The organism is Tsukamurella sp. NPDC003166 (assembly GCF_040611135.1).
GTDB lineage: Bacteria > Actinomycetota > Actinomycetes > Mycobacteriales > Mycobacteriaceae > Tsukamurella.
Window position 1 is genome coordinate 216,962 of the sequence record NZ_JBEXNL010000002.1, and the last position, 22,326, is coordinate 239,287.

General features: G+C 67.1%; 24 protein-coding genes. 19 read left to right on the top strand and 5 right to left on the bottom strand.

Features of this window, described 5'->3' with window-relative positions:
* Window positions 1–68 precede the first annotated feature (68 nt).
* From ABZX10_RS03245 to ABZX10_RS03285, 9 genes are all read left to right on the top strand, one after another.
* Entirely contained in the window at window positions 69–1,481 is a 1,413-nt protein-coding gene (locus ABZX10_RS03245) for an MFS transporter (RefSeq protein ID WP_355534467.1), read from the top strand.
* 21 nt (window positions 1,482–1,502) lie between these two features.
* Window positions 1,503–2,063: a 16S rRNA (guanine(966)-N(2))-methyltransferase RsmD gene (gene rsmD / locus ABZX10_RS03250; protein WP_355534469.1), complete on the top strand. Its 561-nt coding sequence runs from the start codon at window positions 1,503–1,505 to the stop codon at window positions 2,061–2,063.
* A complete protein-coding gene (gene coaD, locus ABZX10_RS03255) occupies window positions 2,060–2,530 on the top strand; it encodes a pantetheine-phosphate adenylyltransferase (RefSeq protein ID WP_355534471.1) in 471 nt (156 codons plus the stop codon). Before rsmD ends, coaD begins: the two co-directional genes overlap by 4 nt.
* A gap of 131 nt (window positions 2,531–2,661) precedes the next feature.
* A complete protein-coding gene (locus tag ABZX10_RS03260; protein WP_355534473.1) occupies window positions 2,662–3,462 on the top strand; it encodes a DivIVA domain-containing protein in 801 nt (266 codons plus the stop codon).
* 49 nt (window positions 3,463–3,511) lie between these two features.
* Window positions 3,512–4,096 (top strand): YceD family protein, encoded by a 585-nt coding sequence (locus ABZX10_RS03265; protein ID WP_355534475.1) that lies wholly within the window; start codon window positions 3,512–3,514, stop codon window positions 4,094–4,096.
* Window positions 4,093–4,884, top strand: coding sequence for a ribonuclease III (gene rnc, locus ABZX10_RS03270; RefSeq protein ID WP_355534477.1), 792 nt, complete (start codon window positions 4,093–4,095; stop codon window positions 4,882–4,884). The genes ABZX10_RS03265 and rnc overlap by 4 nt, the downstream gene beginning before the upstream one ends.
* Window positions 4,884–5,744 carry a bifunctional DNA-formamidopyrimidine glycosylase/DNA-(apurinic or apyrimidinic site) lyase gene (gene mutM, locus ABZX10_RS03275; RefSeq protein WP_355534479.1) on the top strand — a complete coding sequence of 287 codons (861 nt, stop codon included), beginning with the start codon at window positions 4,884–4,886 and terminating at the stop codon, window positions 5,742–5,744. The genes rnc and mutM overlap by 1 nt, the downstream gene beginning before the upstream one ends.
* A 713-nt stretch (window positions 5,745–6,457) precedes the next feature.
* Window positions 6,458–7,018 carry a hypothetical protein gene (locus ABZX10_RS03280; RefSeq protein WP_355534481.1) on the top strand — a complete coding sequence of 187 codons (561 nt, stop codon included), beginning with the start codon at window positions 6,458–6,460 and terminating at the stop codon, window positions 7,016–7,018.
* A gap of 538 nt (window positions 7,019–7,556) precedes the next feature.
* Window positions 7,557–8,249, top strand: coding sequence for a hypothetical protein (locus ABZX10_RS03285; RefSeq protein ID WP_355534483.1), 693 nt, complete (start codon window positions 7,557–7,559; stop codon window positions 8,247–8,249).
* Between the two features lie 30 nt (window positions 8,250–8,279).
* On the opposite strand, the gene arr is transcribed toward ABZX10_RS03285, so the two are convergent.
* Genes arr through ABZX10_RS03300 form a run of 3 tightly spaced genes read right to left on the bottom strand, consistent with a single transcriptional unit; the run spans window position 8,280 to window position 9,446 of the window.
* Window positions 8,280–8,702, bottom strand: coding sequence for an NAD(+)--rifampin ADP-ribosyltransferase (gene arr, locus ABZX10_RS03290; protein WP_355534485.1), 423 nt, complete (start codon window positions 8,700–8,702; stop codon window positions 8,280–8,282).
* Window positions 8,703–8,717: 15 nt separating this feature from the next.
* Complete coding sequence (locus tag ABZX10_RS03295) at window positions 8,718–8,873, bottom strand: hypothetical protein (RefSeq protein ID WP_355534487.1); 156 nt, start codon at window positions 8,871–8,873, stop codon at window positions 8,718–8,720.
* Window positions 8,874–8,924: 51 nt separating this feature from the next.
* A complete protein-coding gene (locus ABZX10_RS03300) occupies window positions 8,925–9,446 on the bottom strand; it encodes a hypothetical protein (RefSeq protein ID WP_355534489.1) in 522 nt (173 codons plus the stop codon).
* An 89-nt stretch (window positions 9,447–9,535) separates the two neighbouring features.
* On the opposite strand from ABZX10_RS03300, the gene ABZX10_RS03305 reads away from it, so the two are divergent.
* The 7 genes from ABZX10_RS03305 to ABZX10_RS03335 all read left to right on the top strand — a co-directional run bounded on the left by ABZX10_RS03305 (window position 9,536) and on the right by ABZX10_RS03335 (window position 16,783).
* A complete protein-coding gene (locus ABZX10_RS03305) occupies window positions 9,536–9,973 on the top strand; it encodes an OsmC family protein (RefSeq protein WP_355534491.1) in 438 nt (145 codons plus the stop codon).
* A gap of 4 nt (window positions 9,974–9,977) precedes the next feature.
* Window positions 9,978–10,259, top strand: a complete 282-nt coding sequence (locus ABZX10_RS03310) for an acylphosphatase (protein ID WP_355534493.1) — start codon at window positions 9,978–9,980, stop codon at window positions 10,257–10,259.
* A 3-nt stretch (window positions 10,260–10,262) separates the two neighbouring features.
* Entirely contained in the window at window positions 10,263–11,090 is an 828-nt protein-coding gene (locus ABZX10_RS03315; RefSeq protein ID WP_355534495.1) for a hypothetical protein, read from the top strand.
* Entirely contained in the window at window positions 11,091–12,296 is a 1,206-nt protein-coding gene (locus tag ABZX10_RS03320; RefSeq protein ID WP_355534497.1) for a glutathionylspermidine synthase family protein, read from the top strand.
* Entirely contained in the window at window positions 12,293–12,742 is a 450-nt protein-coding gene (locus ABZX10_RS03325) for a DUF350 domain-containing protein (protein WP_355534499.1), read from the top strand. The genes ABZX10_RS03320 and ABZX10_RS03325 overlap by 4 nt, the downstream gene beginning before the upstream one ends.
* 25 nt (window positions 12,743–12,767) lie before the next feature.
* Window positions 12,768–16,352, top strand: coding sequence for a chromosome segregation protein SMC (smc, locus tag ABZX10_RS03330; RefSeq protein WP_355534501.1), 3,585 nt, complete (start codon window positions 12,768–12,770; stop codon window positions 16,350–16,352).
* Window positions 16,353–16,447: 95 nt separating this feature from the next.
* The gene (locus ABZX10_RS03335) at window positions 16,448–16,783 is read left to right on the top strand and encodes a hypothetical protein (protein WP_355534503.1); all 336 of its coding nucleotides are present in this window, start codon (window positions 16,448–16,450) and stop codon (window positions 16,781–16,783) included.
* On the opposite strand, the gene ABZX10_RS03340 is transcribed toward ABZX10_RS03335, so the two are convergent.
* Window positions 16,780–17,184 carry a (deoxy)nucleoside triphosphate pyrophosphohydrolase gene (locus tag ABZX10_RS03340; protein WP_355534505.1) on the bottom strand — a complete coding sequence of 135 codons (405 nt, stop codon included), beginning with the start codon at window positions 17,182–17,184 and terminating at the stop codon, window positions 16,780–16,782. The genes ABZX10_RS03335 and ABZX10_RS03340 overlap by 4 nt on opposite strands.
* A 437-nt stretch (window positions 17,185–17,621) precedes the next feature.
* Here ABZX10_RS03340 and ABZX10_RS03345 point away from each other — a divergent pair, with 437 nt between their 5' ends.
* Window positions 17,622–18,128: a hypothetical protein gene (locus tag ABZX10_RS03345; protein ID WP_355534507.1), complete on the top strand. Its 507-nt coding sequence runs from the start codon at window positions 17,622–17,624 to the stop codon at window positions 18,126–18,128.
* Window positions 18,125–19,750: a hypothetical protein gene (locus ABZX10_RS03350; RefSeq protein WP_355534509.1), complete on the top strand. Its 1,626-nt coding sequence runs from the start codon at window positions 18,125–18,127 to the stop codon at window positions 19,748–19,750. The genes ABZX10_RS03345 and ABZX10_RS03350 overlap by 4 nt, the downstream gene beginning before the upstream one ends.
* Before the next feature lie 17 nt (window positions 19,751–19,767).
* Here ABZX10_RS03350 and ABZX10_RS03355 read toward each other — a convergent pair whose 3' ends face one another.
* Window positions 19,768–20,685 carry an HNH endonuclease gene (locus tag ABZX10_RS03355; RefSeq protein WP_355534511.1) on the bottom strand — a complete coding sequence of 306 codons (918 nt, stop codon included), beginning with the start codon at window positions 20,683–20,685 and terminating at the stop codon, window positions 19,768–19,770.
* Between the two features lie 156 nt (window positions 20,686–20,841).
* On the opposite strand from ABZX10_RS03355, the gene gndA reads away from it, so the two are divergent.
* Window positions 20,842–22,284 carry an NADP-dependent phosphogluconate dehydrogenase gene (gndA, locus tag ABZX10_RS03360; RefSeq protein WP_355534513.1) on the top strand — a complete coding sequence of 481 codons (1,443 nt, stop codon included), beginning with the start codon at window positions 20,842–20,844 and terminating at the stop codon, window positions 22,282–22,284.
* Window positions 22,285–22,326 lie beyond the last annotated feature (42 nt).

Genomic DNA, 22,326 nt, shown 5'->3' on the forward strand with positions numbered 1-22,326 from the left:
GGGCCCAGCAGTGTCTAGCCACAGGCAAGCCCGGTCCGCACGGTGACCAACGCCAGGGGCTGATCTGCATGCCTGATAATTCAACATCGTCCGGTGGTTCCCCGCTTTCCACGGTGGGACTGCAGGAGACCGAAGCGCAGCGTAAGAAGACGCTGCACAAGGCCATCGCGGCTTCCGCGATGGGCAACTTCACCGAGTGGTTCGACTACGGCGTGTACGCCGCGACCACTGCTTACCTGACGCAGGCGTTCTTCCCGGGAACGCTCGGCACGCTGGGGACCCTGCTGGGTTTCGCCGTATCCTTCGCTCTACGGCCGCTGGGTGGCTTCATCTGGGGCCCGCTGGGCGACCGCCTGGGGCGCAAGGCCGTTCTGGCCACCACCATCCTCCTGATGGCCGCCTCGACGGCGCTGATCGGTGTCCTGCCCACGCACGCGCAAGTCGGTGTGCTCGCGCCGGTACTGCTGATCGCACTCCGTGTGGTGCAGGGCTTCTCGACCGGCGGCGAGTACGGCGGAGCCGCGACCTTCATGGCCGAGTACTCGCCGGACAAGCGGCGGGGCCACTACGGGAGCTTCCTCGAGTTCGGCACCATGTGCGGCTTCGCCGGAGGTACTGCGTTCGTTCTGCTGCTGCAGCATCTGCTGACTCGCGATGAGATGTACTCCTGGGGTTGGCGCATCCCGTTCTTCGTCGCGATCCCCCTCGGCCTCGTGGGCTGGTACCTGCGGAACCAGCTCGATGACACCCCGGTGTTCGAGGAGATGGTCGAGGAGGAGGCGGACCAGGGGTCGGCCTGGCAGCGGTTCACGCAGCTGCTGCGGGAGTACAAGCGCCCCATCATGATCATGTTCGCGCTCGTCATCGCGTTGAACGTCGCGAACTACACCCTGCTCGCGTACATGCCGACGTACCTGCACAGCACCATCGGGCTCACCGAGTCGGATTCGACGACGCTGATGCTGATCGGGCAGGTGCTGATGGCGTTGTGCATTCCGTTCTTCGGTTCGCTCTCGGACCGCACGGGTCGCAAGCCGATGTGGTGGCTCTCGTTGACGGGTCTGTTCGTCATGGCCATTCCGATGTTCTGGCTGATGGGGCAAGGATTCGGTTGGGCGATCCTCGGGTTCGTCGTCCTCGGTCTGCTGTACATCCCGCAGCTCTCCACGATCTCGGCGACGTTCCCTGCCATGTTCCCGACGCAGGTCCGCTACGCGGGCTTCGCGATCTCCTACAACGTGGCGACGGCCGCCTTCGGTGGCACCGCGCCCCTGGTGAACGACGCTGTCGTGGAGTCGAGCGGGTGGAACATGTTCCCGGCCGTGTACATGATGGCCGCGTGCGCGATCGGACTGGTCGCCCTGCCGTTCCTTCAGGAGACGAAGGGCTGTTCCATCCGCGGCACCGAGGTGCCGGGGCCCGATACCGACGCCACCCGGCTCGCGCAGATCGAGGAGGCCCGGCTCGCCAAGGCGCGCTGACGCCGCCGCTAGGCTGGTGCGATGACCAGGATCATCGCGGGGGCGGCACGCGGGCGCAGGCTCGCGGTGCCGCCCCGTGGCACTCGGCCCACGTCCGATCGCGTCCGCGAGGCGCTGTTCAGCGCGCTGCAGTCGCGTCTGGATCTCGACGGGCTGGCCGTCCTCGACCTGTACGCGGGCTCCGGCGCACTGGGGTTCGAGGCGTTGTCCCGCGGCGCCGCGCGCGCCGTCCTCGTCGACTCGGATGCCAAGGCGGTCATGGTGCTCAACCAGAACGCGCGGGCCGTCGGACTGCCGGGGGTGACGGCGCACCGTCGGGCCGTGCGGGCGTTCCTGGAGCTCCCGGCCGAGCCCTTCGACCTGGCCCTCCTGGATCCGCCGTACGACGTGCCGGCGGAGGCCGTCGACGGTGACCTCGCCGCGCTGACCGGCGGCTGGCTCGCGCCCGGCGCGCACGTGGTGGTGGAGCGCTCGGCGCGGACGCCGGCTGTGACCTGGCCGGAGGGATTCGAGCTCGACATGTCCCGGGACTACGGGGAGACCCGCGTGGAGATCGCCGTCTGGCAGGATGATCGGGTATGAGCAAGGCGTGCTGCCCCGGGTCCTTCGACCCCATGACCAACGGCCACCTGGACATCTTCCGCCGCGCCGCACGGATCTTCGACGAACTCGTCATCACCGTCGTGGTCAATCCCAACAAGCAGGGCATGTTCTCCATCGACGAGCGGATCGCGCTGATCGAGGAGAACGTCGCGGACCTGCCCGGGGTCACCGTCGACCGGTGGACGGGGCTGCTCGTGGACTACGCGCGGGACAACGGCGTGGCGTGCATCCTCAAGGGGCTGCGCAACTCCACCGACTTCGACTACGAGCTCCCGATGGCCGGGATGAACATGCACCTGACCGGTGTCGAGACCGCGTTCCTGACCACCGCGCCGCGGTACTCCTACGTCTCGAGCTCGTTGGTCAAGGAGGTCGCGAAGTTGGGGGGCGACGTCTCCGAGCTGATCCCGCCCAACGTGCAGACCGCGCTGGCGGCCAAGCTGTAGGAGAATCAGCCGATTTCGCGCCGGCGATTCCCTGACCCGTCGCGGGCCTGAAATCGGCCGATTCCCCGAGTCTTCGACACGCGGCGGCGGCGTTGCGGCGAAACACCGGTCCCACGCGTCACAATGGGTGTATGTACCGCGTATTCGAAGCACTGGACGAGCTGGGCGCCATCCTGGAGGAGGCGCGCAGCGTCCCCATGACCGCCGGATGCCTCGTGCCCCGCGGGGATGTGCTCGAGCTCCTCGACGACATCCGTGACGCCTTCCCGGCCGATCTGGACGACGCCCAGGACGTGCTCGACCAGAAGGACCGCCTGATCAGCGAGGCGCGCACCCACTACGACACCACGGTGACGCAGGCGAACTCCGAGGCGGACGCGACGCTGAGCCGGTCGCGCGCCGAGGCGGACCGCCTGCTGGCCGACGCGAAGGCGCAGGCCGACCGCATGGTCGCCGAGGCGCACCAGCACGCCACGGGGCTGGTCGCCGAGGCCCGAGCCGAGGACGAGCGGGTCCGACGGGGCGCCCAGCGCGAGTACGAGGCCGTCACCGGCCGCGCGCGGTCCGAGGCGGAGCGCGTCGTGGCCGAGGGTAACGCCGCGTACCAGCGCTCGGTCGCCGAGGGCATCGCCGAACAGGAGCGCCTGGTCTCGGGCACCGAGGTCGTGGCCGCGGCCAAGGGGGAGTCCGATCGGATCATCGACGCGGCCCACGCCGAATCGGACCGCCTCCGCGGCGAGTGCGACGTGTACGTCGACACCAAGCTCGCACAGTTCGAGGAGGTCCTCGGGGCCACCATGCGCTCGGTGAACCGCGGCCGTCAGCAGCTGCGCACCGCCGCCGGCGTGCACGACTACAGCGACCACGGCGCGGCCGACGGCTACCTCGAGGAGTTCGCGGAGTCACGCGCGGATACGCACCGGGCTTCTTGACGTACAATCGGGTGTTTGGCTCGACCCCCGACACTTTCCGAGGTCTGTTGTGAACGAAACCAGTGCCGCCGTGCGCCAGCCGGCCGGCAAGCCGTACGTCCTCGACGTCCGAGCCTTCGGTCGTCGTCCGGGCACCTCAGCGCAGGTGCACCGCACCATCGCCGCCCCCGAGCGCATCGGGGTCGACCTGATCGGCATCGAGGCCGGCGAGGAGATCGACCTCGATCTGCAGGTCCAGGCCGTGTCCGAGGGGGTCCTGGTGACCGGCACCGTGAGCGCCGACACGACCGGGCAGTGCGCGCGCTGCCTGGGTGACGTGTCCGGCGCCCTGAACCTGTTCCTCACCGAGCTGTACGCCTACCCGGACAGCGAGACGGCCAAGACCACGGACGACGACGAGATGTACCGCATCGAGGACGATCTGATCGACCTCGAGCAGGCCGTCATCGACGCGGTCGGGATGGAACTGAACCTCGATCCCACCTGCACCCCGGACTGCCGGGGCCTGTGCCAGGTGTGCGGCGAGCGGCTGGCGGATCTCCCCGCGGACCACGCGCACGAGCAGCTCGATCCCCGCTGGGCGAAGCTGGCGCAGTTCTCGTCGGCCGCCGAGGGCGAGGCCGACGACAAGTGAGCAAGCGCCTCCCCGCGCCGCCCGCCACGGACCGCGCCCCGCTGCTGGAAGCGCTGGGCGTCGGCCTCGACGACGACCTGCTCACGCTCGCCCTCACGCACCGGTCCTACGCGTACGAGGCGGGTGGCCTGCCCACCAACGAGCGGCTGGAGTTCCTCGGCGACAGCGTGCTGGGGATCTCGGTGACCGAGTGGCTCTACGTGACGCATCCCGACAAGCCCGAGGGCGAGCTCGCGAAGATCCGCGCCAGTGTCGTCAACATGCACGCCCTGGCGCGTGTGGCCCGCGGGCTGGGGGAGGGCGGCCTCGGCGCGCACCTGTTCCTCGGCCGCGGTGAGGAGCTCACGGGCGGTCGCGACAAGGATTCGATCCTCGCCGACGGCACCGAGGCGCTGCTCGGCGCCGTGCACATCGAGCACGGCATCGACGTCGCGCGCGAGGTGGTCCTGCGCCTGTTCCTGCCGCTGTTGACGGCGTCGTCGTCGATGGGGGCGGGGCTGGACTGGAAGACCTCGCTGCAGGAACTCACCGCCGAGCGGGACCTGGGCGCGCCCGCCTACCGGATCAGCTCGACGGGGCCCGACCACGACAAGGAGTTCACCGCCGTGGCGGTGGTCGACGAGCACGACCTCGGCGAGGGCGTGGGTCGCACCAAGAAGGAAGCCGAGCAGCGCGCCGCTGCCGCGGCATGGAAGTCCTTGGACGTCAACGACTCCGAAGGCTCCGGTAACGCAGCTCCGGGCGACGCTGCGGCGGGTGCGGCCGAACAGGCCCCCGAGTCGGCCTGATGCCCGAACTCCCCGAGGTCGAGGTCGTCCGTCGCGGCCTCGTCGATCACCTGGTCGGTCGCGGGATCACCACCGTCGAGGTCCTGCACCCGCGGGCCGCGCGACGGCACGCGGCCGGCGAGGCCGACATGATCGGCCAGATCACCGGCGCCTCCGTCGAATCCGCGCAGCGGCGCGGAAAGTTCCTGTGGCTGCCCCTGACTCGCGGCGGCGATGCCGCGGACGCCGCGATCGTGGTGCACCTGGGGATGAGCGGGCAGATGCTGGTGGGCCCGGGCGACGACCGACACCTGCGCATCCGGGCCGGGCTTTCCGACGGTGCCGTGCTCCGCTTCGTCGATCAGCGCACCTTCGGCGGCTGGGCGGTGGACCCGCTCGTGGAGGTCGCCGGCACGCTCGTCCCGGGATCGGTGGCGCACATCGCGCGCGATCCCCTGGATCCCCTGTTCGATCGGGATGCCGTGATCCGGCGGATGAAGGCCAAGGACACCGAGATCAAGCGGGTCCTGCTGGATCAGACCGTGATCTCCGGTGTGGGCAACATCTACGCCGACGAGGCGCTGTGGCGCTCCGGCGTCCACGGCCGGCGGCGTGCCTCGGCCCTGACGAAGCCCGCGCTCGGCCGGCTGATCGACGACGCCACCGACGTCATGCGGTCCGCGCTGGATCAGGGCGGCACCAGCTTCGACTCGCTGTACGTGAACGTCAACGGACAGTCCGGGTACTTCTCGCGCAGCCTCGACGCCTACGGGCGCGAGGGGGAGCCCTGCCACCGGTGCGGGGCCCCGATCGTGCGAGAGCAGTTCATGAACCGGAGCTCGCACTTCTGCCCGACGTGCCAGCGCAGCCCACGGTGGTGAGGGGCCGTCAGCACCCCTCCGTCGTGAGGCCGCTCTGCTCGCGGATCAGCCGGACGAATGCCCGCAGATCGGTCATCGTCGGGCCTATTCGAGCTGTGATCGGTATCACCGAATCGTTAGTTTGCTCACTTTCATCTGGTGCAGATGGGGCGCGGTTGCCCGCACCCGTCGGGGCGATGGGCCCCTCACCTGCGTTTTCTGCCCACCGAGGAGTGCTCGATCGGGCTCGAGGTTCGGATGCGGAGGCGCGCCGGCCGATGAGGCGGTTGCCGAGATCCTGAGGATGGGTCAATATACCGAGCAACGTTGAAGTCGGTGTGGATCCGCGATGGGGGCGGGTTCGCCCTGTACCGGCTTCGACCGGCCTTGCCTGGGGCAGCAGGAGAGGTGGCTTCCGAACGCAGTCTGTCTGGTGCAGAACTGGATTCGGGCGCGTACTGGTGTTGCCCTCGTGCTCGTACCGAACGGTGCGCGACCGAGTGTCGGCGCCGTCTCCGCTCGAGGAAATCCTCGACAGAGCATGACAGGACTAGCGGGTGCCCGCAGCCGGCGACGTCGACGACCGACGTCGTGTGCACGGCACATCGGGATGAGAGGTGAGTGGCGATATGGCGGATCCGCGGGGTGGCCGTGTGGGCGACGAGAAGTCCGTTCCCCCTGGGGCTCCGGCCCCGAGCCTCGGTGAACTCCGCGACGGTGGGTCGGCGTGCTTCATGGAGCTCGTGCGCGTAGTGGCGCCGCCGGATGATCCTCCCCGGCGACGGGACTGGGCCGAGATCGAGAACGAGCTCGGCCGCCTCCCCGCCGACTACAAGCACATCATCGACACCTACGGGCCCGGTCGCTTCCGATCCTGCATCAGGGTCTGGAGCCCGGAACAGATCCTCGACCGGCGGCGACAGCTCGGCAACCTGCTCGGAATGCTCAAATTCTACAGCGGGCAGGGCGCGTACTCGGTCGACGTGGCGCCGCTCGGTGTCGGTGCCGAGGCCGTCGGTGGCGTCGACGACTTCTACCTCCCCTGGGGGGAGGGCCGCCGCGGGACCATCGGCCTGTGGCGAACGACCAGGGGGACACCGAACGGCTGGCCGGTGCTGCTGATGTCACTCGGTGCGATCGACTACGAGTCCGGCGGTCTCGCTGCGTACCTGGTCGGGAACCTCACCGGACGATTCCGCAGCATCGTCGTCGACAACGACATCGTTCAAGCGCGGAGCTTCGAGTCGGAGACGCCTGCGCCGCCGCCGGACTGTCGGGACGTCCATGACGATTGACGGGGCTGGAATCCGATCGGAAGGACGAGCTCATGACCGGGCGACGGCACGGAAGCAGCCGACTGTGACGACCGAACGCACGATCGTCACAGCTGTCGTCGCGCCGACGGGATGGGATGCCGACACCGTTCGTCAGTATGCGCGATACAGGCTTCGCGAGGCTGATCCCGGCGCACGCATCCGGTGGCCGACGCGTACCGAGTTGTTCGAGCTCGGTCGGCATCCCAACCATACGACGACCTGGTGCGTCACGCACGTCGTGTGTTTCGGCGCAGGCGTTGCGCGAGTGCGCAACTCGTGAAACTGCCGGCAGCCGCAGATGGGGGAACGGCGGCGCGCAGCGTGCGTGCGATCAGCCCGGTCGGCGCGACGACGGGAGCCGGCGCTGCGGATGGATCGGATCCGGGCGAACGGGACCGGTTCGATCGAATGTTGGCCGTTCCGTTACAGAAACTCGTTCGCACCGTTACAGTCGGGGCTGTCGAATGTTCGAACGAGCGGCCGATCATGTGCCGCGGTAGGGACTGAATAAGACCTCATGGGTACGAGATTCGCAGATCGCCGCGCCGTCGGCGCCGTCGCCGCACTGACCGCCGCCCTGTTCATCGCGGCGGGATGTACCAGCACCGCGGACACCAAGGACGTCGCTTCGACGACCGGCGCGTCGACGGCCGCCGCGTCCAGTACCGGCGCGAAGGCCGCGGGGCCGTCGAGCGGCGCCGCCAAGCCCGGCGCACCGTCGGTCGCGCGGTCGTCCACGGCGGCCAAGCCCTCGGGCACGGTCACCGCGAAGGGCTCCGACGGCAGTGAGGTGAAGCTGACCGGCCCGATCGCGGTCAAATACGCCGCCGCGACGGCGGCGCAGAAGAAGGGCCTCGGGGCCGTGCTCGTCGGCGATCACAACGCCGGGACCCGCGAGAACGGTGTCGTCTTCCAGCAGTTCACCGGCGGTGTGATCACGGCGAAGAACGCGGACGCCGGTACCCCCGCCTACATCACCTGGGGCAGGATCCGGGACGCGTGGAACGTCGAGCGCGACGCCACCGGCAAGCCGATCCCGGTGGGCGGGAAGAACGGTTCCGCCGGTCCGCTCGGCGCCGTGACCAGCGACGAGACCACCGTCGGATCCGTCAAGCAGACCACCTTCGAGCACGGCAAGGTCACCTTCAACCCCCAGACCGGCAAGATCGAGGTCACCGTCAACGGCAAGGTCGTACCCGCGGGGCTGTAGGCCGGTCCACGACCGGACCCGACACGGCGCTCAGTTGATGATCTCGCCGCGGTCGGCGGGTGCCTTGGCGACGATGGTGTCGCGCCACATCTGCAGGGCCTCGGGCGTCAGCCGGGTCCAGTCGTGGACCTCGGCGACGACGCGCAGCGGCTCCGTGCTGCGGAACGAGCGGGTGGGGTTGCCCGGGAACTTCTTGTCGGTGACGTTCGGGTCGTCCTCGAACGCGCCCGTCGGCTCGACCTCGTAAACGTGCGGGGCGGCACCGTCGGCCTTGAGTTCCGCAGCGAGCTCGGCACCCAGACCCGCGCCGTCGCGCAGGGCCGTGAAGTAGATGTGGTTCATCACCACGTCCGGGTTGTAGTTGGACCGGAACCCCGCGCGGAGGAGATCCCCGGGCCGGAGTTCGGCGGTGGTTCCGTGGAAGAACGGGCCCTCGCCCGGCGCCTGAGTCATTCGCCCAGCGTAGCGCTACGCGGCGCGCTCCGGCACCGTGACGAGCGTGCGGATCAGCTGCACGACGCTCGCGAGGATCAGCGCGAAGAAGACCCGCACAGCCACGGCGAGAACGGGACTCGATCCCGAACCGAGGATCGTTCCCGCGATCGTGATGGTCAGGAGGCGCACAGGATCAGTGCGCCGACGAAGATCCGCCGTCGAGGTCTCATGGTCGCAAGATCACTGCTGCGAACTATCGCGGGTGCGGGGCCGGACGGCGGGGGAGCGCGGCGGATGCGACAGCGTCCAGAACAGATGGATCACCGACGCGGCGATCGCCAGCAGGAACAGCACCAGCAGAGCCGACCGGGCGGCACTCTCGTGCGCGTCGATCACCGACAGGGCGGTGGATGCGGCGCTGAGGAACAGGACGAGGCTGCCGATCAGGAGGAAGAAGTCCGCGATGATCCGCGAGAACGCCGGGCGGTGCGCGTCCGTCAGCCAGTAGTCGCGGCGGGGCGTGTTCACCAAGGACGCCGGGAGCCGCGGCACGACGTACGACAGGCAGGCGAAGAGGACGGCGATGCCGCCGGTGACGAGTGCGAGCTCGACGACCGCCGACTCCCGCGGGCGCCAACTGTCGGCCCGGCCGCCCAGACCGGTGTGGGTGGGGAACGGGTCGGGACCGGACGCGGCCGCCCAGGCCAGAGCGGCCGCGCACGCGAGAACGGCGACGACGAAGATCCACTGGCGGGCCCGCATGATCCGAACGGTACGCGCGTTCGGTGAACTGCACCGGGCGCGCGAACCCGGTGCGGTCGAGATGCCCGGATCTGTCGTAGATTGATGGCATGGCCGACGACACGAACGCGCAGGCACCGTCCACGGAACTCTGGGTCGAGCGCACCGGCGTGCGCCGGTACACGGGACGCAGTTCGCGCGGTGCGGAGGTACTGGTCGGTTCGGTGGACGTCGAGGGCGTGTTCACCCCTGGTGAGCTGCTGAAGATCGCGCTCGCGGCGTGCAGCGGCATGTCCACGGACCACGTGCTCGCCCGCCGGCTCGGCGAGGACTACGACGCGCTGGTCCGCGTCTCCGGTGATGCGGACCGGGAGAACGAGGTCTACCCGGAGCTCAACGAGATCCTGGAGCTGGACCTGTCCGAGCTCGACGAGGCCGCGCGGGAGCGCCTGGTCACGATCGCACGCCGCGCGATCGATCAGGTCTGCACCGTGGGCCGCACGCTCAAGGCCGGCACCGTCGTCAACCTCGACATCACCACGGACTGACCCGGTGACCGTCGAGCAGGTGCGGATGACGGCGTGGGTCCACGGCAGCGTGCAGGGCGTCGGCTTCCGCTACTGGACGAAGACCCAGGCGCTGGAACTCCGCCTGCTCGGCTACGCCGCGAACCAGCCGGACGGTCGTGTGCGGGTCGTGGTCGAGGGCGCCCGCTCGGCGTGCGACACTCTGCTGCAGCGCCTCTGGTCGGGGCACACTCCGGGCAGGGTCGACCTGGTCGTGGAACTGTTCGGGCCCGCACGCGGCGGGCTCCCGTCGTTCGAGGAGAGGTGAGGCATGCAGCCGCCCGTTCCTGAGAACCGTCCCGCGGGGTTCATCCCCGGGCCGGAGTCGAACCACCTTCCCGTGCCGGGCATGCCGCCCGAGCTGCACCTGCCGGACACCGGCGACGCTCCGCGGCGCCCGGGCCGGATGCGGGAGCAGGACGAGAACACGAAGCCGCGCCCGGAGACGGTGGCCGAGGCCCGCGCCCGGCAGCGCGCGCAGCGCCAGCGCGCCGAGGACCAGGAGCGCGAGGCCGCGGAGGCCGCCGCTGCGGCCGCGAAGAAGAGCCGGCGCCGCAAGCAGATGATCGGTGCGGGCGTCGGCGTGGGTGTGGTCGGTGCGATCGCCCTGCTGTACGTCGCTATTCCGGACAACGACGGTACGCGGAACGTCAGCACGCAGACGGCGTACTGCACCGTGGACGGGCAGCAGGTGGTCTCCGACGACTACTGCTCCCGTGGGACGTACAACCCGGTGACCGGATTCATCCTGCTCAACGGCCTGAGCTATCGGTACAACTACGGCGGCACCGTCAACAACGGCCGCATCACCGGCGGCAGCTACGACCGGCCCGCCAACACCGCCTTCCGGACCTCGTCAGGGTCGGCGATCGACCCCGCCAAGACCACCTCCTTCGGCTCCAACGGCCAGACCAACGCGGCGAGCAAGCCCGCGCCGCCCGCCGCCGGGTCGAAGGGCACGAGCAACAAGGGCGGGTCCGGAAACACCAACGCGGGCAGCAACAGCGGCTCCAGCGGCAAGAACATCGATCGCGGCGGCCTGGGCACCTCCAGCAAGGGCGGGAGCTCCAAGGGCGGCTCCGGATCGAGCGGATCGTAGATGCGGCGCATGCGAGGAACGCCCCGCGCGGGCTGGCAGCGGACCGTCGAATCGCAGGGCCTGGTGTTCGGCACCCCCGCGCGCGACGGGGCCGGCGACAGCCGGAACTACTGGGACGAATCCGTGTTCTACGAGTTCGACATGGACGAGGTGCTCTCCCTCGAGGCGCAGGTGGAGGTGCTGCACTCGATGTGCCTCAAGGCCGTCGAGAACGTGATCCTCACCGAGCGGTACGCCGACTTCGGCATCCCCGAGTGGGCGTGGGGCCCGATCGAGGAGTCGTGGAAGCGGCAGGACCCGCACGTCTACGGTCGGTTCGACCTGCGGTACGACGGCCGGCGCCCCGCGAAACTGCTGGAGTACAACGCCGATACACCCACCTCGCTGCTGGAAGCCGCTGTGGTGCAGTGGTACTGGTTCCAGGACACCGCGCCGGACAAGCGCTCCTGGGACGAGGGCGGCTACGACCAGTGGAACTCTCTGCACGAGGCGCTCGTCGCGCGCTGGGGCGAGATCCGCAACGTCATCCCACCGTCGGAGCTGCACTTCACCTGGTCCGGCGCCGACGCGACGGGCGAGGACCACGTGACCACGGGCTACCTCCAGGAGACGGCAGCCGAGGCGGGCTTCGACACCGTCGGGCTGCCCATCGAGGACATCGGCTGGGACCACGACCTGAAGACCTTCGTCGACCTCGAGGACGCGCCGATCCATTCGGTGTTCAAGCTGTACCCGTGGGAGTGGATCCTCGAGGACGACTTCGGCAAGCGGGTCGTCGAATCGATCCCCGCCACCACGTGGATCGAGCCGCTGTGGAAGACGATCCTCTCCAACAAGGCGATCCTCGCGGTGCTGTGGGAGATGTACCCCGACCACCCGAACCTGCTGCCCGCCTTCATCGACAGCCCCGGCTTCCTCACCGAGTACGTCAAGAAGCCCAAGCTCGGGCGCGAGGGCGCGAACCTCACGATCGTGGACAGCGGCCGGGAGACCGCCACCGGCGGCGTCTACGGCGCGGAGGGCTACGTCTACCAGATGTTCGACCCGCTGCCCGAGTTCGACGGCTACCGACCCGTGATCGGGGCGTGGGTCGTCGGCGACGAGTCCGCGGGTATCGGCATCCGCGAGACCTCCGGGCTCATCACCGACGACGGTGCCGCCTTCATCCCGCACCGCATCACTCCGAAAGGTACGACCGCATCATGAACACGACCCTCCTCGCCGCCGCGGACATGGGCACCCTGGGCAAGGGCGTCGGCGCGATCTGCCTGTACGCCCTCGTGGGCCTCGTGCTGATGGTCGCCGGCTTCTACGCCGTCGACCTGTCCACGCCCGGCAAGCTCCGCGAGCTCGTCAAGGCGGGCAAGCCGAACGCCACCTACGTGACCGCGGCGGGCATGCTGTCGATGGCCTTCATCATCGTGGTCGCGATCTACGCCGCGGGCGGCCGACTGGCGGAGGGCGTGACCTACGCGGTCGTCTACGGCCTCGTCGGCATCATCGCCCAGATCGTGTCCGTGCGCGTGTTGGACCTGGTCACGGGCGTCGACATGGAGGAGCTCATGTACTCCGAGGTGTTCCTCCCGCAGGCCCGGGTGATCGGCGCGTGTCACATCGCCCTCGGTCTGATCGTGGCGATGGCGGTCCTGTAGACGCCACCGCCTAAACTGGCGTTTCGTGTATCTCAAGTCGCTGACGTTGAAGGGCTTCAAGTCCTTCGCTTCGGCGACGACTCTGCGCCTCGAACCGGGGATCACCTGCGTCGTCGGGCCCAACGGCTCGGGCAAGTCGAACATCTTGGACGCGCTGCGCTGGGTGATGGGGGAGCAGGGCGCCAAGGGGCTGCGCGGCGGCAAGATGGAGGACGTCATCTTCGCCGGCACCTCCGGCCGGGCGCCGCTGGGGCGCGCGGAGGTCACGCTCACGATCGACAACTCCGACGGTGCGCTGCCCATCGACTACTCCGAGGTCTCCATCACGCGGCGCATGTTCCGCGACGGCGCCGGGGAGTACGAGATCAACGGCACCAAGTGTCGGCTCATGGACGTGCAGGAACTGCTCTCCGACAGCGGCATCGGCCGGGAGATGCACGTCATCGTGGGGCAGGGCCAGCTCGCCGCGATCCTCGAGTCCAAGCCCGAGGAGCGTCGCGCCTTCATCGAGGAGGCGGCCGGGGTGCTCAAGCATCGCCGCCGCAAGGAGAAGGCGGTCCGCAAGCTCGACTCGATGCAGGCCAACCTGGCCCGGCTCACCGACCTCACGACGGAGCTGCGCCGCCAGCTCAAGCCCCTGGGGCGGCAGGCGGAGGTCGCGCGGCGGGCACAGACCATCCAGGCCGACCTCCGCGACTCACGGCTCCGCCTGGCCGCGGACGACCTGGTGCGGCGGCGTGCCGAGCTGGCCGACCAGAGCGGCAACGAGGCTGCGGTGCGGGAGGAGCAGAATCTCGTCGCGGAGCAGTTGGACGAGGCGAATGCCCTGGTCGCGGAGCACTCCGAGGCCGTGGCCGCGCTGGATCCGGCGGTGAAGGCCGCGGGCGAGGGCTGGTTCTCGCTGTCCGCGCTCGCCGAGCGCGTCTCGTCGACCGAGCGCATCGCCTCCGAACGCGCCCGCCTGCTCTCCGAGCCCGTCCAGCACGCCCCCGGCCGCGACCCCGACGAGCTGGAGGCCGAGGCCGAGCGCGTCGCCGAGGAGGAGGCCGAGCTCATGGAGGCCCTCGAGGAGGCCGCCATGATCCTTGAGGAGGCGACGGAGGAGCTCGCGTCGCGCGAGGAGACTGCCCGGGACGCTGAGAAGGCGCACATGGCCGCGGTCGCGGCGATCGCGGACCGTCGGGAAGGGTTGGCGCGACTCGCCGGCCAGGTGGAGACCCTCCGGACCCGGGCGGAGTCCGTCGAGGCGGAGTCCGGACGGCTGACGGCGGCCATCGCCGAGGCGGTGGAGCGCGCCGAGGCCGCCGAGGCCGAGTTCGAGCAGGTCCAGGGGCAGATCGCCGAGCTCGACGCCTCGGAGGCGTCGCTCGACGAGCACCACGAGCGCAGCGTCGCGGCCTTCAACGCCGCGACCGCGCGGGTCGAGGAGCTCCAGGCCTCGGAGCGGGAGGCGGAGCAGAAGGTCGCCTCGTTGGTCGCCCGCATCGAGGCGCTGTCGATGAACCTGGACCGGGGCGACGGCGCCGCGTGGGTCGTCGAGCACGTGGACGGCGTGACCGCCGCCGTCGCCTCGCGGCTCGCGATCCGGGCCGGGTACGAGAAGGCAGTCGCGGTGGCGCTGGGCCCGGTGGCCGAGGCCGTGGCGGCGGACTCTCGGAATCTGGCCGTTTCGGCCATCTCCGCGCTGCGCGACGCGGACAGCGGACGGGCGACGGTCGTCGTCGAGGGGCTCGCGTCGAGCTCGTTGCCGGGCGGCCCCCTGCCCGACGGTGCCGTCTGGGCCGCGGACTGCGTGGAGGCACCGTCGTCGCTGGCGGGGGCGGTGACGGCGGCGCTGGCAGGGTACGTGCTGGTCGGGTCTGTGGACGAGGCCGTGGCGGTGGTCGCCGAGCGGCGCGAGCTGCGGGCCGTCACGTCCGACGGTGACGTCATCTCTCACGGGGTGCTGACCGGCGGCTCCGCGGCGCGGCAGTCGACGCTGGAAGTCCAGAAGTCGATCGGCGCCGCCGAGGCGACGCTGGGGGAGACCCGGCGGTCGGTGGAGTCGTTGTCGGCGGCGCTGGCGGGTGCTCGGGAGGAGCTGACCGCGCGGCGCGAGGTGACGGAGGCGGCGCTGGCCGCCCTGCACGAGTCGGACGCGCAGTTGGGTGCGATCTACGAGCAGCTGGCGCGGCTCGGGCAGGCGGCGCGGAGCGCGCGGGACGAGGCCGAGCGGCTGGTGGCGCAGCGAACGCGGATCGAGGGCTCCCGGGACGAGACGCGGGCGGCGCTGGTGGAGCACGAGGAGCGGCTGCGGTTGGCCGAGGCGCTGCCGTCCGAGTCGGTGTCGGTGGGGACCGAGGAGCGGGACGCCGCGGCTGCGGCTTTGGCTTCTGCGCGGTCGGTCGAAATGGAGGCCCGGCTCGCTCGGCGGACGGCCGAGGAGCGCGCGGCCGGCGTGCGGGGCAAGGCCGAGGGGCTTCGACGGGCCGCCGCTGCCGAGCGGGCCGCGCGGGAGCGGGCGGAGGCGGCGGCTGCTGCGCGTCTGTCGGCAGCTGCGGTTGCCGCGTCGGTGGCGGAGGGCGCTGCGCTGGTGACCTCGCGCTTGGGGCGCGCGGTGACGAGGGCTGCTGCGCACCGTGATGCGCTGGAGGCATCACGCGCCCAGCGCGCCGGCGCCCTGGACGTCGCGCGGCAGGAGGCGACGTCACTGACCGCGCGGTTGGCCCAGCTCACCGATGCGGTGCACCGCGACGAGGTGGCGCGGGCGCAGGCGGCGTTGCGGATCGAGCAGCTCGAGGAGCAGGTGGTGGCGTCGTTCGCGATGTCGCCGGACGACCTGGTCGCCGAGTACGGGCCGGATGTTTTGTTGCCCGCGTCGCCGCTGGAGCTGGAGGAGTACGAGGCTGCGCGGGAGCGCGGCGAGACGGTGGTGAAGCCGCAGGGGCTCCCGTTCGACCGGGCGGTGCAGGAACGCCGCCTCAAGCTCGCGGAGAAGGATCTAGCGACGCTGGGGCGCGTGAACCCGCTGGCGTTAGAGGAGTTCGCGGCGCTGGAGGAGCGCTACAACTTCCTCTCGACGCAGCTCGAGGACGTGAAGTCGGCCCGCGAGGACCTGCTGAGCGTGGTCGAGGAGGTGGACGCCAAGATCCTGCAAGTGTTCACCGAGGCCTGGGTGGACGTGGAGCGCGAGTTCGTCGAGGTGTTCAAGACCCTGTTCCCGGGCGGCGAGGGCAAGCTGATCCTCACCGAGCCGGGAGACATGCTGACGACGGGCATCGACGTCGAGGCCCGGCCGCCGGGCAAGAAGGTCAAGCGGCTGTCGCTGCTGTCCGGCGGCGAGAAGTCCCTGACCGCCGTCGCCATGCTGGTCGCCATCTTCCGCGCCCGTCCCTCACCCTTCTACGTGATGGACGAGGTCGAGGCGGCTCTGGACGACACGAACCTCCGCCGCCTGATCTCCCTGTTCGAGCAGCTGCGCGACAAGTCGCAGCTCATCGTGATCACCCACCAGAAGCCGACGATGGAGGTCGCCGACGCGCTCTACGGCGTCTCGATGCGGGGCGATGGCATCACCCAGGTCATCAGTCAGCGGATCCGTGGGCAGGAGCTGGGCGCCCTGCCAGTGTAGGTGACGGCACTGCTGCCTGCGAGCTATGAAATCCTGACCACGGGTGCCAATTCGGACACATCGGGTCGCGGCTGAATGAACGTGCGGAGGTAATCGTGGTTTCACGAGCAGTTCTCGACCGAGACCTGAATCGCGCATTCCGCCTTGCCTCTGGCCCAGCGAAGGAACGCGAGATCAACCGGCTCGTTGTGGATCTGATTGCCGGGTTGGTGAGAGATGCGTCGCCCGGTGCCCGCGAGATCTGGTTCGACTGGAGCCAAGACGGATTGCGCATCACGGAGATTCGCGATGGGCGGGGCGAATCATGCATCCAGCCTGATGAGGTCGACGAGTGCCTCTCGATCTACGCGAGCAATATCCGCGACACGCGGTACGCGCCGCGGCTCACCGCCGTCCGCGGTATCCACGGCCCGTTTGTCCTGCAAGTCTAAGCAGTCCACGTCGAAAGGCGTTCCTGGATAGTCTCTATCGCGCCTGCGTCTGAGGGCAACCATGCGACGGATGCTAGATCGCCGGGTGCCATCCAACACAACTCGTCGTGGGAGTCGCCCGCTGTGAGCTCTCCGCGCGCGACGGCAGCGAAGTAGAGCCGCATCTCGTACCTCTCCGAGATTGGCCATGCGCCCGATACATGGGGTACTTCCAGACCGACAGAGATGGTCGCACCGAGCTCCTCGCGGATCTCGCGGACGAGCGCAGCCTCCGGCGTCTCATTGTCTTCGGTCTTGCCACCGGGGAACTCCCAGAGGCCAGCGAGCGCCGCAGGGCGCGTCCGCCTCGCAGCGAACACTCTGGTTGGCTGTCCCAGGTCGTCCACGATGATCGCGGCCACCACCAGTCGTCGAGCACAGTCACCTTGCACTCTCACATTCTCGCACCGAGCGCTGAGGCGGCGCGAGCCCAGGCGAGGCGGAAGTACACCAGGATGCAGTACGCCGCAAGCCCCGGATTAGCCACAATCGGCCAAAGCGAACCTATGCCGTGTCGGCGCTGAGGTGGATGCGCATACTTTCTTTCTGCCACATATGATGTGCCGTCGCATACGGTGAGCAAGAAGTCGGTATGTACGCAACTATGCGTTCTGTATTAGGCATATGATTCGATAGCGCGGCCATCCATTGGGATTGAAGAACGGTCAGCATTGCTCTGTGGAATCACGGATCCCAAAAATGAAATTGTGGCTATCGTCATCTCTCGTCGGTGTCCAATGCTAACGTCGACGTCACTGTGTCGGCTTGTTGCCAAGTATCGGGTTTGCTGAGGAGGATGATGACCAACGTTCTCAACGGAGACGCACTACTTCAGAGTATCGCGACCGGAACTATCGCCGAGCTCGCGGCGCTACCGGCTAAGATTGGGCGACTAATCGAAACCGAGGTGTTAATCAGGCAAATCGTGTCTGATCGCCTCGACCTCGCGAGCGAGCATTTGAGAATCGGTGATTCGATGCTTCTCGGGGAGAAATATCGCGAAGCAATCAGTCGATTCTACTACGCCATGTATCATGCCGGAAGATCGGTCGTGTTTGGGTTTCATCGAGGTGACAACTATCAAAAGCACTCAGTGTTGCCCAATCACTTGCCTCCCAGCATGATCGACTCCGCTTCGTGGACAATGCACCTTGACAATGCACGATTCACCCGTAATCGGGCGGATTACGATCTCTATCCGCGGGCAGCATCCAGTTGGCAATCGCAGGCAGTCTCATTGTCGGTGCAAGCGGCCGAGTTTGTGGCGGTCTGTGAAGAGTATGCGGTATCGGAAGGATTGGTATGACAGACGAGGCTATCAGGTCTAATGCTGCTGAGCGGGTGAAATCGGTTCTCGGCGATGCCGGTATTCGAAAATCAGATGTTCAGATCCGAGATTTTCCTGACGAGTTGTTTGTTATTGTGTCAGTTGAGCAAGACTATGCGGCCACGGTGGGTACCCTTACTGGCGCGATGGAAGACGCCGTTTCCAGCGAATCAGGTCTGGATGGGGCGGCCATCACTGTACTCGTTCGCGTCGAATCATCTGGAAGCCTTGACCCTGACCTCCCTGGAGAAAATGCCAGAGTCGGTAGACTTTCCGGCCCGAAGGTTGAGCAGTTGGTGAAGTTGATGGGTGCCCGGTCTCGTACATCGATTTCTGTGCCCAGTTTCCAGTACAAGGAAGATCCGAGGACGAGCGTATCTGCTGCAGCCGAGGCCCGGAACCATCTGATATTTGGCCGGCGTGGAGTTGGGAAGACCGCTCTGTTGCTAGAGGTAAAGCGAACGGTTGAACAGCGCGGGGAAGCGCAGCGGTGGGTCAATATGCATGTTCTTCGAGAATTGTCTCCAGAGGATGCCTTTGCGAGCATAATGAGTGATGTTCTCGGCGAGATTGCATCTCATCTTTCGGATGCGAGCCCTAAGGCTGAGCAAATTAGGGAATTGTCCCGAAAGCACAGGGACGGCGAGAATGACGCTCGCGACTTGCCGCGAGTTAATAGTGTGCTGCGCGAGATACTGGTACCCGGTACTCTTGCGTTCTATCTTCTGATAGACGACTTCTATCTGTACCCCGCTGAGAGTCAGCCGAAACTACTAGATCTGCTTGCGGCGTCATTTCGAGACTGTAATGCTTGGATCAAGGTGGCCAGCATCGAACGCCTCACAAGAGCGTTTGAAAGCTCCACTCGTACAGGTTTGGAAGTTCCTCACGATGCAATAGTAATTAATCTGGATGTTACGCTCGAGAACCCGCGTGATACTCAGGAATTTCTCGAGTCGATAACTCAGTCTTATGTCGCTTCGGTTGGTATTTCGTCGACGCGTGCCCTAGCGAAACCTGAAGCGTCGGGGAGACTGGTCCTGAGTTCGGGCGGTGTTCCTCGTGACTACCTGAATCTGTTCTCGAATTCCATTCTCGTTGCAAGGAAAAGTCGCGAATCGGCAGCAGAAATTGGATCCCAGGACGTCGCTAAAGCCGCTGGCGAATACTCACAGAGCAAAAAGCGCGACCTAGAGCAGGATGTGGGAGCTGTCGAGTCTGAGCGGATGCTTGAATTTCTCGAGAACCTTCTGTCGGAGGTTAAAGGCGCGCACTACACGTATTTCCGTGTGGACTACTCGCAGAAGGAGCACTCGAATTATGAATACCTCGCAAGATTGGTTGACTTTCGGTTTTGTCATCTTATTCAATCAATGGTGTCCGACCAGCATCGCGCAGGAGTGAAGTATGAAGCCTATCTGCTTGCGCTCAGCGAGTACTCGGACGTGCGTGTCCAGAGAAATCTCAATGTTCTTGATATAGTTGGTGGTGAGTGGGTTGCGAAAACGACCGGTGTGGCCGGTGCGCCGAAGTCTCTAAAGGGGACTCAGCTTCGAGACCGATTGCGATCGGCGCCCGTGGTGAATCTTGATTCGCTCTAGGTGCGCAACGTCATGGGTTATCCGGTCCGTCGTTCGCAAAGAAATCTCTTGTACTGGACCGACAGTAGTTCGGGAGAGGGGCGCTGGGTTCTTCTTGATGGAAGAAACATCAACTTTCCGTCGTGAAGCTTCTTCAGTCCATATTCCAGCATAGGTCCATCAATCTCATCGAGAATGTCCCCTCGAATCTTGACTTGATAGTCAGGGGTGATTCCGAGGATCTTGACATCGTACGCCCGGTGGTGGATCTTGCATAGGCTGAGTCCGTTCGACACAATCGGTTTCCCGGCCTCACTATCCGGAATTATGTGCGAGGCGTCAAGAAGTTCGCGATGATTAAGATTGCAGACTGCGCAGTGGTTTTCGTATGCCCGGAGAACGCGCGACCGAAATACCGGCTGGTGAACACGAGTTTTGACCTCCCGGGTTACATACCTGCGAATTGCGGCTTCGACAGGAGAGTCGGGTCTGTACATCTCTGCGGTGTCGGCAAATGCGACGACGAATCGCCGGTCGGCAGGTTCTTCGCCGACGACGTAGACGGGGAATATCGCCTGTAGCTCGCCAGGCGCGACGCCAAAGAACCAGGTTAGCGGCTTGTGTGTTCCGATTAGGCTACGGAGCCCCACGTTGTCGGCGTCATTCGGGTTGACGCCCTTCCAGCTGTAGCGGAGAAACCCGTCCTCGCCGATCTCGTCGGAGTAGTTGAAGGCGCTTTTCGTCTTGTAGCTGGTCATGATGGTGAGCGCGTGCTGAAGCTGGCGGGGCTTGCGTATGCCCCGCGTAGGATCGATGAGCTTGAAAGGCTCACCGTCAAAGGTGAAGTCGTGGAGGAGCATCTCGCGGGTAACAGGGTGCTCCTGGTCGTTCGTCACTCGCCGCAAGAAGTCCATCGCCTCAAGTCGCAGGCGGAGATCTGTTGCGTCATCGAACACTTCGGCTCCTGTCGATTGGTTGACATAAAATCTAGTCGATACGACTGACAGGTACCGCGAGGTTGCGGCCGATAGGTTCAACAGTCACCGTCGGGCATGGGGACGTAACGTAGGGGCCGAGTGTGAACCACCACGAGGAAGAGGGACGAACAAGCGATGAGCAGCAACGACGCCAAGGCGAACATCGGAGTGGTGGGGATGGCGGTGATGGGCTCCAACCTGGCCCGCAACCTGGCGTCCCGTGAGGGCAACACCGTCGCGATCTACAACCGCTCGCCGGAGAAGACGCACGAGGTCGCGAAGAACCACCCCGAGGCGAACTTCGTTGCGAGCGACACCATCGATGAGTTCGTCGCCAGCCTCGCGAAGCCGCGCACCGCGATCATCATGGTCCAGGCCGGCGCGGGCACAGACGCGGTGATCGAGCAGCTCAAGGAGCGGTTCGAGCCGGGCGACATCATCGTCGACGGCGGCAACGCCAACTTCCACGACACCATCGCCCGCGAGGCGAAGATCGCGCCGACGGGCATCCACTTCGTCGGCGCCGGTATCTCCGGCGGCGAGGAGGGCGCGCTCAAGGGCCCGTCGATCATGCCCGGCGGCACCGCCGAGTCGTACGAGACCCTCGGCCCGATCCTCGCGTCGATCGCCGCGGTCGCCGAGGGGGAGGCCTGCGTGACCCACGTCGGTACCGACGGCGCCGGCCACTTCGTCAAGATGATCCACAACGGCATCGAATACGCCGATATGGAGCTCATCGGCGAGGCCTACGACCTGCTGCGCAACGTCGCCGGCTACACGCCCGCCCAGATCTCGGACTTGTTCGCCACGTGGAACGAGGGGCCGCTCAACAGCTACCTCATCGAGATCACGATCGACATCCTCAAGCACGTCGACGCGGAGACGGGCAAGCCCTTCGTCGACATCGTCACCGACCAGGCCGGCAGCAAGGGCACCGGCGTCTGGACGGTGCAGACCGCCCTCGACTTGGGCGTGCCGGTCGGCGGCGTCGCCGAGGCCGTCTTCGGCCGCGCTGTCTCGTCCAAGCGGGCGCAGCGCGACGCGGTCCGCGCGCTGGGCATCGAGCGCCCCACGGCGCCGCGGGTCGACGATTCCTTCGTCGACGACGTCGCGAAGGCTCTGTACGCCTCCAAGATCGTCGCCTACGCCCAGGGCTTCGACGCGATCATCGCCGGCGCGGAGAAGTACGGCTGGAACATCGACAAGGGCGCCGTCGCCAAGATCTGGCGCGGCGGCTGCATCATCCGCGCCCAGTTCCTCAACGTCCTCGCCGACGCCTACGCCGAGAACCCGAACCTCAACACCCTGCTCGAGGCCCCGTACTTCGCGCAGGCCATTCGCGATGGCGAGGAGGCGTGGCGACGGGTCGTCATCACTGCCACGCAGGCCGCCGTGCCGGTCCCGGGCTTCGCGACGGCGCTGAGCTACTTCGACTCGCTCAACGTCGACCGCCTGCCCGCCGCCCTTGTGCAGGGGCAGCGCGACTTCTTCGGCGCGCACACCTACAAGCGCGTCGACAAGCCGGGCGTCTTCCACACCCTGTGGTCCGGCGACCGCAGCGAGGTCCAGACGGACTGACCTCGCAGCATTGACGCGCCCACCGGGCGTTGGTAAGCCTGA

What these genes read in the sequence shown, in the direction of transcription:
- ABZX10_RS03245 (WP_355534467.1), top strand. Translation starts at nt 69, where the DNA reads ATGCCTGATAATTCAACATCGTCCGGTGGTTCCCCGCTTTCCACGGTG.
- rsmD (WP_355534469.1), top strand. Translation starts at nt 1,503, where the DNA reads ATGACCAGGATCATCGCGGGGGCGGCACGCGGGCGCAGGCTCGCGGTG.
- coaD (WP_355534471.1), top strand. Translation starts at nt 2,060, where the DNA reads ATGAGCAAGGCGTGCTGCCCCGGGTCCTTCGACCCCATGACCAACGGC.
- ABZX10_RS03260 (WP_355534473.1), top strand. Translation starts at nt 2,662, where the DNA reads ATGTACCGCGTATTCGAAGCACTGGACGAGCTGGGCGCCATCCTGGAG.
- mutM (WP_355534479.1), top strand. Translation starts at nt 4,884, where the DNA reads ATGCCCGAACTCCCCGAGGTCGAGGTCGTCCGTCGCGGCCTCGTCGAT.
- ABZX10_RS03280 (WP_355534481.1), top strand. Translation starts at nt 6,458, where the DNA reads ATGGAGCTCGTGCGCGTAGTGGCGCCGCCGGATGATCCTCCCCGGCGA.
- ABZX10_RS03285 (WP_355534483.1), top strand. Translation starts at nt 7,557, where the DNA reads ATGGGTACGAGATTCGCAGATCGCCGCGCCGTCGGCGCCGTCGCCGCA.
- arr (WP_355534485.1), bottom strand. Translation starts at nt 8,702, where the DNA reads ATGACTCAGGCGCCGGGCGAGGGCCCGTTCTTCCACGGAACCACCGCC.
- ABZX10_RS03300 (WP_355534489.1), bottom strand. Translation starts at nt 9,446, where the DNA reads ATGCGGGCCCGCCAGTGGATCTTCGTCGTCGCCGTTCTCGCGTGCGCG.
- ABZX10_RS03305 (WP_355534491.1), top strand. Translation starts at nt 9,536, where the DNA reads ATGGCCGACGACACGAACGCGCAGGCACCGTCCACGGAACTCTGGGTC.
- ABZX10_RS03315 (WP_355534495.1), top strand. Translation starts at nt 10,263, where the DNA reads ATGCAGCCGCCCGTTCCTGAGAACCGTCCCGCGGGGTTCATCCCCGGG.
- ABZX10_RS03320 (WP_355534497.1), top strand. Translation starts at nt 11,091, where the DNA reads ATGCGGCGCATGCGAGGAACGCCCCGCGCGGGCTGGCAGCGGACCGTC.
- ABZX10_RS03325 (WP_355534499.1), top strand. Translation starts at nt 12,293, where the DNA reads ATGAACACGACCCTCCTCGCCGCCGCGGACATGGGCACCCTGGGCAAG.
- ABZX10_RS03345 (WP_355534507.1), top strand. Translation starts at nt 17,622, where the DNA reads ATGACCAACGTTCTCAACGGAGACGCACTACTTCAGAGTATCGCGACC.
- ABZX10_RS03350 (WP_355534509.1), top strand. Translation starts at nt 18,125, where the DNA reads ATGACAGACGAGGCTATCAGGTCTAATGCTGCTGAGCGGGTGAAATCG.
- gndA (WP_355534513.1), top strand. Translation starts at nt 20,842, where the DNA reads ATGAGCAGCAACGACGCCAAGGCGAACATCGGAGTGGTGGGGATGGCG.